Source organism: Bradyrhizobium sp. HKCCYLRH1034 (assembly GCF_051168375.1).
In the GTDB taxonomy this organism is placed as follows: domain Bacteria; phylum Pseudomonadota; class Alphaproteobacteria; order Rhizobiales; family Xanthobacteraceae; genus Bradyrhizobium.
This window is the reverse complement of the sequence record NZ_JBNPUW010000006.1, coordinates 300,952-315,030: the sequence shown is the minus strand read 5'-3', so window position 1 is coordinate 315,030 and position 14,079 is coordinate 300,952. Positions and strand designations below refer to the sequence as shown.

At 64.0% G+C, this 14,079-nt stretch carries 16 protein-coding genes; 9 read left to right on the top strand and 7 right to left on the bottom strand.

Annotated elements, in window-relative coordinates; genetic code table 11:
* Positions 1-214: 214 nt before the first annotated feature.
* Positions 215-670 carry a hypothetical protein gene (locus ACQR0W_RS16890; RefSeq protein ID WP_316169499.1) on the top strand — a complete coding sequence of 152 codons (456 nt, stop codon included), beginning with the start codon at positions 215-217 and terminating at the stop codon, positions 668-670.
* Between the two features lie 198 nt (positions 671-868).
* On the opposite strand, the gene ACQR0W_RS16885 is transcribed toward ACQR0W_RS16890, so the two are convergent.
* Positions 869-1,222: a hypothetical protein gene (locus tag ACQR0W_RS16885; RefSeq protein ID WP_316169500.1), complete on the bottom strand. Its 354-nt coding sequence runs from the start codon at positions 1,220-1,222 to the stop codon at positions 869-871.
* Between the two features lie 101 nt (positions 1,223-1,323).
* Positions 1,324-1,464, bottom strand: coding sequence for a hypothetical protein (locus ACQR0W_RS16880; protein WP_316169501.1), 141 nt, complete (start codon positions 1,462-1,464; stop codon positions 1,324-1,326).
* A gap of 816 nt (positions 1,465-2,280) precedes the next feature.
* Between ACQR0W_RS16880 and ACQR0W_RS16875 the strand changes: the two genes are divergently transcribed.
* Entirely contained in the window at positions 2,281-4,443 is a 2,163-nt protein-coding gene (locus ACQR0W_RS16875; RefSeq protein WP_316169502.1) for a malate synthase G, read from the top strand.
* 64 nt (positions 4,444-4,507) lie between these two features.
* Here the strand turns inward: ACQR0W_RS16875 and ACQR0W_RS16870 are convergent, their stop codons facing one another.
* On the bottom strand, positions 4,508-4,663 hold the full coding sequence (locus ACQR0W_RS16870; RefSeq protein ID WP_315713847.1) for a Thivi_2564 family membrane protein: 156 nt from the start codon (positions 4,661-4,663) through the stop codon (positions 4,508-4,510).
* A 178-nt stretch (positions 4,664-4,841) separates the two neighbouring features.
* On the opposite strand from ACQR0W_RS16870, the gene ACQR0W_RS16865 reads away from it, so the two are divergent.
* Positions 4,842-6,935 carry a methyl-accepting chemotaxis protein gene (locus tag ACQR0W_RS16865; RefSeq protein ID WP_315713846.1) on the top strand — a complete coding sequence of 698 codons (2,094 nt, stop codon included), beginning with the start codon at positions 4,842-4,844 and terminating at the stop codon, positions 6,933-6,935.
* Positions 6,936-6,948: 13 nt separating this feature from the next.
* Here the strand turns inward: ACQR0W_RS16865 and ACQR0W_RS16860 are convergent, their stop codons facing one another.
* Together ACQR0W_RS16860 and ACQR0W_RS16855 are read right to left on the bottom strand one after the other, a co-directional pair.
* Positions 6,949-7,608, bottom strand: coding sequence for a DUF2865 domain-containing protein (locus tag ACQR0W_RS16860; RefSeq protein WP_316169503.1), 660 nt, complete (start codon positions 7,606-7,608; stop codon positions 6,949-6,951).
* A 15-nt stretch (positions 7,609-7,623) separates the two neighbouring features.
* On the bottom strand, positions 7,624-8,373 hold the full coding sequence (locus ACQR0W_RS16855; protein WP_316169504.1) for a L,D-transpeptidase: 750 nt from the start codon (positions 8,371-8,373) through the stop codon (positions 7,624-7,626).
* A 218-nt stretch (positions 8,374-8,591) separates the two neighbouring features.
* On the opposite strand from ACQR0W_RS16855, the gene ACQR0W_RS16850 reads away from it, so the two are divergent.
* The 3 genes from ACQR0W_RS16850 to ACQR0W_RS16840 all read left to right on the top strand — a co-directional run bounded on the left by ACQR0W_RS16850 (position 8,592) and on the right by ACQR0W_RS16840 (position 10,708).
* Positions 8,592-9,710: an AI-2E family transporter gene (locus ACQR0W_RS16850; RefSeq protein WP_315825993.1), complete on the top strand. Its 1,119-nt coding sequence runs from the start codon at positions 8,592-8,594 to the stop codon at positions 9,708-9,710.
* 80 nt (positions 9,711-9,790) lie between these two features.
* Positions 9,791-10,162: a DUF883 family protein gene (locus tag ACQR0W_RS16845; RefSeq protein WP_315713842.1), complete on the top strand. Its 372-nt coding sequence runs from the start codon at positions 9,791-9,793 to the stop codon at positions 10,160-10,162.
* 102 nt (positions 10,163-10,264) lie between these two features.
* A complete protein-coding gene (locus tag ACQR0W_RS16840) occupies positions 10,265-10,708 on the top strand; it encodes a hypothetical protein (RefSeq protein WP_316169505.1) in 444 nt (147 codons plus the stop codon).
* Positions 10,709-10,788: 80 nt separating this feature from the next.
* Here ACQR0W_RS16840 and ACQR0W_RS16835 read toward each other — a convergent pair whose 3' ends face one another.
* Complete coding sequence (locus ACQR0W_RS16835) at positions 10,789-11,229, bottom strand: hypothetical protein (RefSeq protein WP_316169506.1); 441 nt, start codon at positions 11,227-11,229, stop codon at positions 10,789-10,791.
* Between the two features lie 438 nt (positions 11,230-11,667).
* On the opposite strand from ACQR0W_RS16835, the gene ACQR0W_RS16830 reads away from it, so the two are divergent.
* Complete coding sequence (locus tag ACQR0W_RS16830; RefSeq protein WP_316169507.1) at positions 11,668-12,093, top strand: energy transducer TonB family protein; 426 nt, start codon at positions 11,668-11,670, stop codon at positions 12,091-12,093.
* Between the two features lie 78 nt (positions 12,094-12,171).
* On the opposite strand, the gene ACQR0W_RS16825 is transcribed toward ACQR0W_RS16830, so the two are convergent.
* On the bottom strand, positions 12,172-12,975 hold the full coding sequence (locus ACQR0W_RS16825) for a response regulator (protein WP_315713838.1): 804 nt from the start codon (positions 12,973-12,975) through the stop codon (positions 12,172-12,174).
* 196 nt (positions 12,976-13,171) lie between these two features.
* Here ACQR0W_RS16825 and ACQR0W_RS16820 point away from each other — a divergent pair, with 196 nt between their 5' ends.
* Complete coding sequence (locus tag ACQR0W_RS16820; RefSeq protein WP_315713837.1) at positions 13,172-13,408, top strand: NepR family anti-sigma factor; 237 nt, start codon at positions 13,172-13,174, stop codon at positions 13,406-13,408.
* Positions 13,409-13,957 carry a sigma-70 family RNA polymerase sigma factor gene (locus tag ACQR0W_RS16815; RefSeq protein ID WP_006612137.1) on the top strand — a complete coding sequence of 183 codons (549 nt, stop codon included), beginning with the start codon at positions 13,409-13,411 and terminating at the stop codon, positions 13,955-13,957.
* Positions 13,958-14,079 lie beyond the last annotated feature (122 nt).

Sequence of the window (14,079 nt, the reverse complement as noted above, 5' to 3'; positions counted from 1 at the left end):
CCGTCGACCCTCAGGGCGTTCCGCGCATTAGCGCAGGATCATGGGCGGACGATTTTTGATAGGATTGAATCACGTCGTGCCAGGCATTGCGCTACATCATCATGGAAGACTGAGGAGTCTTGCGACATCGCTGGACTGACAAAGCGACACCAAAGGCGGCGCGTGACCACAGTGCCAGAGCAAGCAAGCCCTGACGTCCAACAGGGGAGGCCAAATGAGCCAATCATCGCACGTGGCTGCTGATGCCGTGTCATCGCAGGCGAAGACCTTGATGACATTGCTCGCGAGCATCAACCGCGACATGGCGAAGCTGGCACACGATCTTCGCCAGCGTCCATCAGTCGCTGAGGTCAGGCACGGCTGCGATCTCCGCGAGTACAAGGATGCGTTTCGTTATGAGGATCAACCCTTTTGCGCGTTCGAAGTCTATGTTGAAGCCGATCTTGTGGACGGCACTGCACGCTGGTGGCTCCTCGATGTCAACTGCACCCCAACGGGATGGGAACTCAGTCGCTCCATCACCCATGATAGCGCCGCGGGACAAGACACCGAAATGCTGAAGATGCTTTCCTCACCTCACTTCACCGAATTTGCTGCGCGAGCGCCCGTTGCGCTGTTCGAGCTGCTAGAACTCGCGCGGTCGGGTATCCCCGGCTCTGAGCAGGCATAGCACGGACGGCCCGGATCGACGCAGCGACCCGTCTGACGGTCACGAATGGCTTTTTGCATCCGCAAAACCCAACCGTTTCACGAATGCTGGCATTTGGGAGCACGGAGGGGAGTCGCTACCAAGTCAATTCCGGACGCCGCCATCGACCTGAGGAGCGGCCAAGCCCGCTTCCGGACCACGCCTACAGAGCACCCGCGCTCACGAGCGCGGTGCGGAGGTCGATCCGAGCAGCTTCCTCGCCTGTTCAGCGGCGCGATCCAATCTGATCCGGTCCTTGCCCTGGCCGATCTCATGGCGAAATTCCTTTAAGCTCTGAATTCTGACTTCTGTCAGAATCATCGGATCACGCCCGCGCGCCACATCGAAGCTCACGACAGAATGATCATCGACAAGGATGGTATAGACGTCTTCAGCCTGCTCGGGGATATGCCTCAGCACATGATGGATTGATCCTCCCGGACAGAGGCGATCAATCAGTGTCAGGAGCTCCGCACGACGTGCATCTTCCGGCAGCAGCGCATTGAGTTCGTATCGATCTTTCAGGCGAGCCATCGACATGGGCTCCGTTGTGCGAACACTCTGCCGGCGCGGACGTCATATTCGAAGGTTCTCACAAAGCCAACAGGCAAGACCAGATGGAAGCTCGGTCGGCACTAGCTCGCCAGCTTGCCCTGCCCCGAAGTCCGCAAAATCTGCCTGCGCAGAAAAGCCGAATTGCTCAGCCCCATCAACCCGATTTGCCCTGTCCAGTCCCCGCGCCAAAAATATTCTTCTTTCTTTTTTTCAGAAATCATGCTTATCTCTCCGCATCCCGTCCCACACGAGGGACAGTTCGCGACCGTCACGGACGTCGGGTGCGGGATGCGGTGGGCGCTTTGGGCTGCGGCGTGAGCAATCATGTCGACGGACAGTCCCGAGGCGCACGGCCAAGCCGTGGGGTCCTGGCATCCCGACGCTGATGCCACGCAAGCTGCGACGCCGACGCGTCGCGCGGGCAACGGTGACCAGAAAGCCCGGCGCACCGGGGAGACCACGGAGCAACCGTAGAGCCATCGCGCAGGGAAGGCCGGATGTCCGGCTGAACCTGTGGTGACTGCCGCCTGCATTTTTTTCTGCAGGCGGGCCATGGGTGCAGCCTGCACCCGGCCTTCCCTGCGCCTCTCGTGACCGAGAGGCGGCAAGTGTGCAAAGCTCGGACGCGAACAGGCGCCGCGAGGACGAAGTTGCATGAGCCATCACCACCACGAGCGATCACCTTCGTTGAGTTGTCCGCAGCCGTTTGGTGTACGTCGAAACGCCATTTGCGGCACGCTGTGCGTTGTCACCCTACCCTGGAGGGGGAGGGTGGCAGCGTGCCCGATCCGAGGGCTCTGCACGGCTGTGGGCTCGCGGCCGAACTCTGAGGCGGTCCTGCGAAATTACTTGTCATCACTCCGCCCGGAACCAGCCCGCCTGTCCGCTGCCCTCCCCCGACCAACTGCGATACCCCTCCCCCCTTTCGTGGCCCCCGCTTTGGCGCTAAATGCACTGCACACGCCGCCTTCGAGGCGGCCATTTCAGCACGCCCAAGACACGCGCAACGTCGCCCTATTCGAGAGAAACGTCTCATCATGACCCGTATCGACGCCCATGGACTGAAGATCGCCCCCGTTTTGTTCGACTTCATCGCCAAGGAGGCCGCGCCGAAGACCGGGATCGATCCGGACGCGTTCTGGGCCGGCCTTGCCGCGATCCTGCGCGATCTCGGCCCTAAGAACCGCGAGCTGCTCGCCTTCCGCGACGCCCTGCAGGACAAGATCGACGCTTGGCACCTCGCCAACAAGGGCAAGGCCTTCGACCTCGGCGCCTACACCGCATTCCTGAAGGAGATCGGCTACCTGCTGCCCGAGCCGGCCACGCACAAGGTCGAGACCGCCAATATCGACGAAGAGATCGGCAAGATCTGCGGGCCGCAGCTCGTGGTGCCGCTCACCAACGCCCGCTACGCGCTGAACGCGGCGAATGCGCGCTGGGGCTCGCTCTACGACGCGTTCTACGGCACCGACGCCATCCCGCACGATCCGAGCGAAGCGGGCAAGGGCTACAACAAGGCCCGCGGCGACAAGGTGATCGCCAAGGCCAAGGCCTTCCTTGACGCCGCCGTGCCGCTCGCCACCGGCAGCCACACCGACGTCACCGCCTACAGCGTCATTGCCGGCCAGCTCTCGGCCAAGCTGAAGAGCGGCAACGCCACTGCGCTCAAGAACGCCGACCAGTTCGCCGGCTATCAAGGCTCGGCCGACGCGCCCTCCGTGATCCTGCTTGCCAACAACGGGCTGCATGTCGAGGTCGTGATCGACCGCAGCCATGTCATCGGCAAGGACGATCCGGCCGGCGTCTCCGACATGATCCTGGAAGCCGCGGTCTCGACCATCCTCGACATGGAGGACTCGGTCGCCGCCGTCGACGCCGAGGACAAGGTGCTAGTCTACCGCAACACGCTCGGCCTGATGAACGGCACGCTGTCGGCCGACTTCGAGAAGGGCGGCAAGACACTCACCCGCGCGCTGAACAGCGACCGCAGCTACACCACGCCGTCCGGGGGCAGCCTCACGCTGCACGGCCGCAGCCTGCTGCTGATCCGCAATTGCGGGCATCACATGTTCACCGACGCCGTGCTCGACTCCCAGGGCAAGGAGGTGCCGGAGGGCATTCTCGACGCCGCCGTCACCGGCCTGCTCGCGATGCACGACCTCAAGGGTCTCTCCAAGGTCAAGAACAGCCGCACCGGCTCGATCTACATCGTCAAGCCGAAGATGCACGGCCCGGACGAGGTGGCGCTGACGGTCGAGCTGTTCGCGCGCGTCGAGAAGATGCTCGGCCTGCCCGAGAACAGCATGAAGGTCGGCATCATGGACGAGGAGCGCCGCACCACGGTGAACCTCAAGGCGTGCATCCAGGCCGCGTCCAAGCGCATCGTCTTCATCAACACCGGCTTCCTCGACCGCACCGGCGACGAGATCCACACCTCGATGGAAGCCGGTCCGATGATCCGCAAGAACGAGATGAAGGCGCAGCCCTGGATCAAGGCCTACGAGGATTGGAACGTCGACAACGGCCTGACCTGCGGCCTGCCTGGCCATGCCCAGATCGGCAAGGGCATGTGGGCCGCGCCGGACAAGATGGCCGACATGCTGGCGCAGAAGATCGGCCACCCGCAGGCCGGCGCCACCACCGCCTGGGTGCCGTCGCCGACCGCGGCGACGCTGCACGCTTTGCACTATCACCAGGTCAACGTTCACGCCCGCCAGGCGGAACTCGCGAAGGGCGGCCCGCGCGCCAAGCTCGGCGACATCCTCACCATTCCGGTGTCGCAGTCGAACTGGGCGCCCGACGACGTGCGCCAGGAGATCGACAACAACTGCCAGGGCATTCTCGGCTACGTCGTGCGCTGGATCGACCAGGGCGTCGGCTGCTCCAAGGTGCCCGACATCCACGATGTCGGCCTGATGGAGGACCGCGCCACCTTGCGCATCTCGAGCCAGCATCTCGCCAACTGGCTGCACCATGGCGTGGTCAGCAAGGAGCAGGTGATGGATTCGCTGAAGCGCATGGCCGTCGTGGTCGACAAGCAGAATGCCGGCGATGCGCTCTATCAGCCGATGGCGCCGTCGTTCGACGGCGTGGCGTTCAAGGCGGCCTGCGACCTCGTGTTCGAAGGCCGCACCCAGCCAAACGGCTACACCGAATACATCCTCACGGCGCGCCGCCGCGAGGCGAAGGCAAGCGCCTGATGCGAAAAGCCCCGGCCATCCGCCGGGGCTTTTTTTGATCTGCCGGAGGTAACATGATGCCAGATCATATCACCGCGATGAATCGAAGCAGCGAGATCACGCCGAGCACGATGACGATCACGCGGCAGATCTGCTTGGCCCGGCCGTCGATCGGCAGCAGGTTGATCAAATAGAGGATGAGGATGACGACGAGAAAGGTGACGAGAGCACTGACGAGCATGAATGAGCCCCTGAACGAGAGGAGGATGCGCTGGCGGTGATCAGCTAACACGCTCGGCGGCTGGTAGTTCCACTCCCGGAACCTGAGTGCTCAACGACTGTCTCCGTAGTTCAACGGAGCCAGCCCTCATCCAGATTTTTACGGGTCTGCGGTCAAATGCGGTGAATCGGAGATCAACATGCTGAACCGCCTGACCATTTCCACGACGTTGAAGGCCATCATCCTGGTGACGGCATGCCTGTTTGTCGGCCTGTTCGCCTCGCGGGCCTACAATTCGTGGCAGCAGCTCGAGCTCACCGCGCGCATCAGCTCGATCGTCGATGCCTCCGAAAGCATGTTCAAGGCGATGGACAAGCTGCGGGCCGACCGCTCGACCTCGAACCGCATGGTGACCGTGGACGAGAAGGTCGAGCCAGAGACCGAGCGATACGTCCGCGGCCTGCGCGACGTCGCCATGCCCGCCATGGGCCGCGCGCTGGGCACCCTTCCGGGCATCGAGTTTGCTGACAAGGCGGCGCTGCTCTCGCAATTCCAACAACTGCTGACAACGCTGAGCGATCAGCAGAGGGAATTCTGGCAGGAGGTCGCCAAGCCGAAGGCGTCGCGCCGATTGGCGCTCGGCAAGGAATACATGCAGACCGAGGACAGGCTGCTGGAGACGCTGGAGAAGATCCAGGCCATTCTCGCCGCCGAGGTCAACCATGCGGATCCGACCATCGATCAGCTGTTGCAGATCAAGCAGATCGCATGGCTGCTGCGCAACACCGCCGGCGATGCCTCCTTCCTGGTTTCGAACGGCCTCGCCGCAGGCAAGATCACGCCCGAGGCGCGGCTGAACTATACCAAAGCGGTCGGCGGCGCCGAGGCCGCATGGAAGGCGCTCGAACTCGCGACCAGCGGCGCAAAATGGCCGGCCGCGATGACGGCCGCGCTGGAGGCCACGCGCAAGGCCTATTTCGAGACCGAGTACACGGCGCTGCGCGATCGCCTCGTCAACGCGCTCGCGAGCGGCGAGACGCCAGAGATGGTCGCCAACAAATGGAGCCCGTTCACGGTCGGGCGCCTCAATGCGGCGGTTGCGGTCGCCGAGACCGCGCTCGAGACCGCAAGGACCTATATCGAGGAGCAGCATGCGGCGGCCATGCGGACCCTTGGGGTCGAACTCTGCCTCCTGATCGCGGCGACCGTGATCGGCGGCACCGCGCTGATGCTGGTGAGCCGCCGGGTGATCCAGCCCCTCAACAGAATGCGCGATGCCATGCTGGCGGTTGCGGGCGGCGACCTCAGCGTCGAGACGGGCTACATGCAGCGGCAGGACGAGATCGGTGCGCTGGCGGGCGCGCTCGAAACGTTCAAGCAGCAGGCCAAGGACAAGCTCGCGATCGAGGCCCAGGAGCGCCAACGCAACGAAACGACGGTCGCGCGCCAGCGGGCGATCGAAAGCTATGTGAGCGAGTTCGAGGGGCTGGTCCGCGACTCGCTCGAGCAGCTCGGCCGCGCCTCCACCGACATGCAGGCGACGTCCGCCGGACTGACCAACGTCTCGCGGCAGACCAATGCCCGCGCCGAGGAGGCCTCGAAGGCCTCCAGCGATGCGTCGACGAGCGTGCAGACGGTCGCCTCGGCCGCGGAGGAACTGAACGCCTCGATCGCCGACATCAGCAAGCAGGCGTCGCATGCGGCCGGAATCGCCAGCCGCGCAGTGGAGCAGGCCCGCATGACCGACGGCACGGTGCAGGGGCTGGCACAATCGGCCAATCGGATCGGCGAGGTGGTCGGGCTGATCAACAGCATCGCCTCGCAGACCAACCTGCTCGCGCTGAACGCGACCATCGAGGCAGCGCGCGCCGGCGAGGCCGGCAAGGGTTTTGCGGTCGTCGCCTCCGAGGTGAAGACGCTGGCGAGCCAGACCGCGAAGGCGACCGACGAGATTTCCGAGCAGATCGCCGACATCCAGCGCGTCGCCAATGACGCGATCGACGCGATCAAGCGCATCGGCGGCATCATTGGCGAGGTCAACGAGGTGGCGACTGCGATCGCCGCGGCGGTGCAGGAGCAAGGGGCGGCGACGCAGGAGATCTCACGCAGCACCCAGTTCGCCGCCGACGGCACCAAGAACGTTTCCGACAACATCACCGGCGTCAAGTCGGACGCCGATGCCGCTGCGGCGGCGGCCGACAACGTGCGCTCCGCCTCAGAGACGCTGGAGAGCCAGAGCAGGAATCTCGGTCATCAGGTCAGGGACTTCCTCGGCAAGATCCGCGCCGCCTGACGACCTCGCAGGATCAGTCGGACGCCGTCACCGGCGCGCGCTCGTATTTCGCGCGCAACGCCGCGGGCGCCGGCGAGAAGTTCAGCTCGGCGCGCTTGCCGCTGCCGGTCCGGTTGGCGACCTTGAGGCCGTCGTCGCTGGCGACGACGTCGCCCTTGCGCAGGGTCGGATCGTTGTCGATCGACACCTTGGCAAGGCCGAAATGGTCCTTGCCGTTGCAGGTGCAGCCGTCGACGATCTCGGTGCGATACTTGAAGGCGTTGGGCAGCGCCGAATACGGCTTGCCGCCATCGGTCTCGGCACCGTCGATCGAGCTGCCATAGACAATCTCGGTCTTGGCCGCCGGGCAGAAGCTGTTGCAGGCGGCTTCCTTGCTCTGGTCGCCGGTCGCGCCGAGCGGGAAGTAGCGGCCATCACAGGTGCGGACACACCAGGCGACGCTGCTGCTGCCGCCGCGATAGGTGACGTCGCCCCGCGGGGCCGGCCGTGGCGCCGGTGGCACCTCGTCGGCGAACGGCATCCGGATATAGGGCGCCTGACGCTGCGGTGCGTTGAAGCCGCCGAACAGCGCCGAGAAAAAATCCTGCGCGCCCGCTGTGGTCGGCGCTGCCAACGCACCCGCGGTTGCCATGGTTGCCACTGCAATGGCGGCGAGTGCACGTCGACCGTTCATCATTCCGCTCCCATATCAATTGACGGCCGAGACGGGCAGCGACATCGCCTGCCGCCCCGACGGCAGCGACGTCACGCGCGGCGTACGGCCGGCATTGGTGCGCGCCTGCAGCGAGCCGGCCTTCGGCAGCACCACGACCTTCGTCCCCACCTGCACGCGGCTGAACAGGTCGGAAACATCCTCATTGGTCAGGCGGATGCAGCCCGACGACACGAACTTGCCGATCGTCGTGGGGTCGTTGGTGCCATGGATGCGATACTCGCTGGACCCGAGATACATGGCCCGGGCGCCGAGCGGATTGCCCGGGCCGCCGGCCATGAAACGCGGCAGATAGGGCTGGCGCGCGATCATCTGCGCCGGCGGATGCCAGTCCGGCCATTCCGCCTTGCGCGTCACCGTCTGGACACCCGACCAGGTGAAGCCCTGGCGCCCCACGCCGACGCCGTAACGCAGCGCGCGGCCGCCGCCGAGCACGTAGTACAGATAGGTATTGCCGGTATCGATGATGATCGTCCCCGGCGCCTCCCGCGTATCGAGATTGACGATCGTGCGCCGCAACCTGTCGGGCAGCCGGCTGTCCTCGTCCTGCTCCACGGCGGGTGCAGTCGCCTCGTCCGGCGGGAAGGCCTGCTGCTGTTCGACCGACGCATATCCGAGGCTCTGTGCGTGAGACGCGGTGGGACCAGCAACAAGAAGAACCGCGACGCCGGCGATCAGCGAAGCGGTCCGCGCAAAGCTGCGGTGATCGGAAACGAGCTGTGTCATGGAGCGCCCCTGTCAGACGAGCATCGCGGTACGATGCGTGATTGCTTTCCAAACGCCGAACGTCTCGCCGTAGTTCCGGCCCGGTGTGGTCGCCCTGCGCCAGTCAAGCGTATGAGTTCTCACGTTTGCGCGACGGAACCGGATGGCCCCTCGGCTGTTGGATGACGAGAACGTCACCACGCGAGCTGTGCGCGAACGACTCGATCGGGAGATTCATGGTGCGTGTACTTCCCACCGAGCGGCTGCTCGCCAGCGGGAACGACGATTCAGCCCTGAATGAAAGTCGCCAAGAAGTACCGCCCGTGATCAGGCGGGCTGACGTCGTCGCCATCGCTCTCGTCATCCTCACGGCCGTCTGCGTGACGGGTGTCCTCTATGTCGCCCGGGGGTTTTTCCTGCCGATCGTCATGGCCTTCGTGGTCGGCACCATGCTGTCGCCGGCCGCCAACTTCCTCGAACGCCATCACGTGCCGCGCGGCGTCGGCGCCGTGTTGATCGTGATCGCCGTTGCCACCGGGCTCGCCTTCATCATTGGCCTGATTTCGGCGCCTGTACTCGACTGGACCAATCGCCTTCCCGAGCTTGCCACGACGCTCAAGGCCAAGCTGCACGTCTTCGATCGACCGCTCGCGCTGTGGCACGAAATGCAGGCGGCCGTCGGCGGCGGAAGCGCACAAGCCTCGGCCAGTCTGGAGCTCCCCAAATTCGATTGGGTTCAGCCAACGATCGAATTCCTGTCGCCGACCTTCACCGAATTCCTACTGTTCTTCGCCACGCTCGTGCTGTTCATCGCAAGCTGGCGCGATCTACGGCGAGCGCTGATCATGACCTTTGGTGATCACGAGGCACGGCTGCGGACGCTGCGCATCCTCAATGAGCTCGAGCTGCACCTCGGCAACTACCTCCTGACAGTGACGCTCATCAACACCGGTGTCGGTATTGCAGCCGGCCTCGCCTGCGCCCTCGCCGGCATGCCCAATCCCGCCGGCCTCGGGGCGCTTGCGGCAACGCTGAACTTCATCCCCATCATCGGGCCGATCGCGATGTTCGCGGTGCTCGTCCTGGTCGGCGCAATCGCATTCCCGACCTTGAGCGCCGGCATGGTCGCGCCCGCCATCTTCGCCGTGATCACCTTCATGGAAGGCCACTTCGTCACGCCGACCATCATCGGCAGGCGGCTGGCTCTCAACGCACTCGCGGTGTTCATCGCGCTGGCATTCTGGACCTGGCTGTGGGGCCCGATGGGAGCCTTCCTTGCCTCGCCGCTCCTGATCGTCGCCCTCATCGTCAAGGAGCATCTGCTGCCGGACGATTCGCCGCAACTGCCGGCAGACTAATTCGGTTTCCACCGCCGGAACTTCGGCTGAGACCCCGCGTTTGTCGAGCAGACGCAATCACCTTGCTCCGGGAGCTTGCCATGCCACCGACTGACGGTGAGACCGCCCTGAAAGATCTCGTCGACAAAGCGAACTACGAACGCCTGCAGAAGGATGTCCACGCCGTGAAAAACGATATCGCAGCTCTCACCGAACAGATCACCGACGCGCTCAATGCTTTCGCTGGGCAGGCCAGCAAGCAGGCCCGCAGCGGCTATCGTCAGGCACGCGAGAACGTGGACCAGACGTTCGACGACATGTCCGAGCGCGGCACTGCGATGTTTGGTGCAGCCCAGGATGCCGCAAACTCGCTGGAGGAGCGCCTCGAGGACGTGATCTCCCATCGCCCACTCGCCACCGTGGGTCTTGCGCTCGGACTCGGATTTCTCATCGGCGCCGCCTGGAGACGCTGAGGGTTGGCCCCTGAAATCCAGAGGTCGTCTTGTTTCGGCGCCGCGTTTTCGGCGCCGATTTGAGTTTGTTGCGCAGATGAACGAGACGAGGAGGAGAATGACATGCTGCAGCGCCTGATTGCGGACTTCCAGGAATCGACCGGGCATGCCGTTCGGCTCACATCGCTCGCAATCGCTGCAGCGGTCGGACTGTTCGTAACCACGAGCTTTCTGTGCGCCGCAGCTTTTGTCGCCGTCCTGGATCGTTACGGGCTCGTGGCCGCGTGCCTCACAGGTGCCGCCATCTTCTTCGTGGTGACGTTGATGGCCGCAATCAGCTACATGGCGCGCAAGCGCGCAATCGAGAGTCGTGCCGCGCGGACCGCGGAAACGGCGCGGTCGGCAGTCCAATCTGCTTTCGCAGACCCGATGTTGTTGGCTAGCGGCCTGCAGATCGTCCGCATGATTGGCATCAAGCGGCTGATTCCCATTCTGGCTGTGGGCGGTCTGGCGCTCGGATTCATGGTCAGCCGCCCAGCGGCGGAGGAGCAAACTCCCGCAGAGTGAGGACTGCCCCTGACCGTCATTGGACGGCTTCTATCATTGCCAGGCGTTGATCCGCCGCTTAGGCCGCGGGCCCGCTGCAACTAAGTCACACACCGTCCCGGTTGCAGGCGCTTGGCGATCTCCGTCAGCACGGACACCGACGGCTCGCACGCCACCGGATGCTTGACGGCCTGCCGCTCGTTGCCGGTGGTGATGAGCTGCGATCCCTGCGGCGATGGTAACGGGCCCGCGCTTACACCCGTGGGGTTGAACGGAAGCCGCACCAAGAAGGAGGTCTCCGCGAAGGCTGCCAGCTTGATCGACACAGTCTGCGACGGCGCCGCAGTACCGTTTTGTTTGGCGCGGTCAGCCTTGGCGGCCCGGTTCACGTCATTCGCGGTTGCGACGATCGGCTGGGGAGAGGGGCTCTGAACCGGCAGGTTGGCGCCAAGATCATGGCCTGAAGCCAGTTGCATTGCGCCCACGAGCATCGCGGAAGCCGCAAGCGAACCCAAAACGATAACCTTCCTGGTCTGCGACATGTCTCTGCTCCCCTCGCCGTAAGGCGATCGGCATACCAACGTAAGTCGCAGGAACTGGGTTCTCGGTTGGGCAAATCACTTAACCGTGTGTAAACTGCGGCGGTATTCTTCAATTTCATGGCGCCAAAAAATTCGATCTCACGCGGAACGACTTTTCAGGTCGCGCGTCATCTCTGCAGCCGGTTATTCCCCCTGCCCCATTGACCGGCGACGCGGGGCACCGCCGTGGTGATGCCGGCGGTGCCCCGCATTCTTTTCTGATCAGCCCTTCCGGTCAGATCGCGGCCCCGACATTCGCGGCGCTTTATCCCCTTTTCGTCCCGGTTATATGTTGAAGCAGCGCGGCTGCGTTCATGGTCCGCGCGCGTGGGGGCAGGGAGGCTGAGCTCGCTGGATCGCGTCGGCGTATGGAGAGGGTTTGGACTGGCGCTGGTTCTCGTGTGCCTGTTTCCCGGGATTGCAGCGGCCGACGGCGCCAGGGAAACTTGGATCAAGAACCTCGTCGCACAATTGAAGGTTCAGCGTCGCTATCCGCTGCAGGCCTCGGATCAGGGCGGGACGGCCAAGGTCCTGTTTCACATCGACCGCGAAGGCCACCTGATCTCGGCGGTGCTGGCCGAAACGACCGGTGACCCCGCGCTCGACCGGGAAGCGCTCGCGATGGTGGAGCGAGCCCAACCATTTGCGCCACCGCCGCCGGAACTGGCGGACGGCGATCTCACTTTTCTCGTGCCGATCGTGTTCGCGCCTCGACGGACGTCCGCAATCATCCGGCTTGAGGAGACAACGTTGAAGCTCCAAGAGACCAAGCCGAATGACGCGACGCTGAAGGCACGGCTCAACGGCGTGTGCCGCGGCTGCTGATCTCGTCTTCGATGCTGCAACGAAATCCGGCGCGCTCCGTGAGGAACGCGCCGGGGCGACGTTGTGCGCGCGGCTTGATCAGGCCGCCGGCTTGGGCATCCTGTTGCGCGAGTTGCGCTGGAAGAACAGAGCCTGGCTGGCGACTGCCGACACCATGGCCGGCTGGAACGGCTTTGAGATCAGGAACGCCGGTTCGGGCCGCTCACCCGTGAGGAAGCGCTCCGGATAGGCGGTAATGAAGACCACCGGCACTTCGAAGGTGCGCAGCAGCTCGTTGACGGCATCCAGGCCGGACGAACCATCTGCGAGCTGAATATCAGCCAGGATCAGACCGGGCTTCTTGTTCTTGGCCAGAGCCACCGCGTCGGCATGGGTGCGGGCCACGCCGATCACGTTGTGACCGAGATTCTTGACGAGGCTCTCAAGGTCCATCGCGATGAAGGTCTCATCCTCGATGATCAGGACATCGGTGGCGATCTCGGCGGCGAGCTCACGTCCGGCTGCATCCGCCAGCCGGCGGGTTTCCGCGACGTCGATGTCGAGGATGAAGGCCACTTCCTCCTCGGGAAAACCCTCGAGCGAGAGCAGCAGGAAGGCCTGGCGGGGCAAGGGGGTGATGTTGGAGAGGCGCCGCTCCGGCGGCATCGGCAGAGTCGCCACTTCGGCGTCATCGTTGAGCGCCACCGAGTTCCAGATCTGCGTGAACAGCCGGAACAGCGCAGCCCGCGGGCCATAGCGCTCGTCCAGCAGAGCGGGATCCTGAATCAGCGCCTCGAGCATCGCTCCGACATAGGCGTCTCCGGAACCCTGGCTGCCGGTGAGGGCCCTCGCATACCGGCGCAACAGCGGCAAATGTTCAGCAACAAGCTGTGATCGGCTCATCCCCACTCCATTCGGTCATCTGGGCTTCCCGCCCGGGTTCCATGATGGGCTGATTACGCCCGAACCGACGAAAAGTTCCCCAAACGCGTGGAACTTTTATCGCCCCGTCGCATTAGTTCCCGACAGACCCTCTCGGTGGCGAGAATAATTCTTGAAGCTTCAGGGACTTAACTCTCGGGGAAACGTGGAAAAGGTCATGAAAGATGTAAAGTCTCAAGCCAGCAAGAATGCGGCACCGCGCAAGCCCGGCGGACTGAACGCGGAAATTCAATCCAGAATCGGTCATCAACTCCGCGCGATGTACGACGACGTCGTCCGTCAGGGAGTGCCGGACCGCTTCGCGGATCTGGTGCGGAAGCTTGATGCGCCGGCAGCACAGTCCCACGTGGAGAACGGCGGGGGATCCAACGACCAAACCGACGGGAGGGAGTGAATGCCTCTCACTGATTCCTTGCGGGACGATATCCTCGCGGCCGTCCCCAGCCTTCGCGCATTTGCGATTTCCTTGAGTGGTAACAGCGATCGTGCCGACGACCTCGTGCAGGAAACCCTGCTCCGGGCGTTGGCCAACATCGACTCGTTTCAACCAGGATCGAATCTGCCTGCCTGGCTGTTCACGATCCTGCGCAACCTTTTCCGATCCGACTACCGCAAACGCCGGCGCGAAGTGGAGGATGCCGAAGGGAACTACGCCAAGACGCTCAAGACGCATCCCTCGCAGGGCGCGCATCTCGAGTTCGAGGAGTTCCGCGCGGCGCTCGAGAAGCTGCCTCAGGACCAGCGCGAGGCGCTGATCCTGGTCGGTGCATCGGGCTTCTCCTACGAGGATGCGGCAGCGATCTGCGGCTGCGCGGTGGGCACCATCAAGAGCCGCGTGAACCGCGCGCGCTCGAAGCTGGCAGCGCTGCTCTATGTCGAAGGCGCCGAGGATTTCGGCCCGGACGAGACCGTGCGGGCGGTGATCGGCGGCAGCGGCGGCTGATCAGCCAAGCCGTCGCAAACGAACCAGCAAAGAGGCGGCTCGCGAAAGAGCCGTCTCTTCTTGTTGTTGTTGATCACTTGCACTCGGGCATCGTGCGCCCTGGCATCCTGTTTGCCGACGAG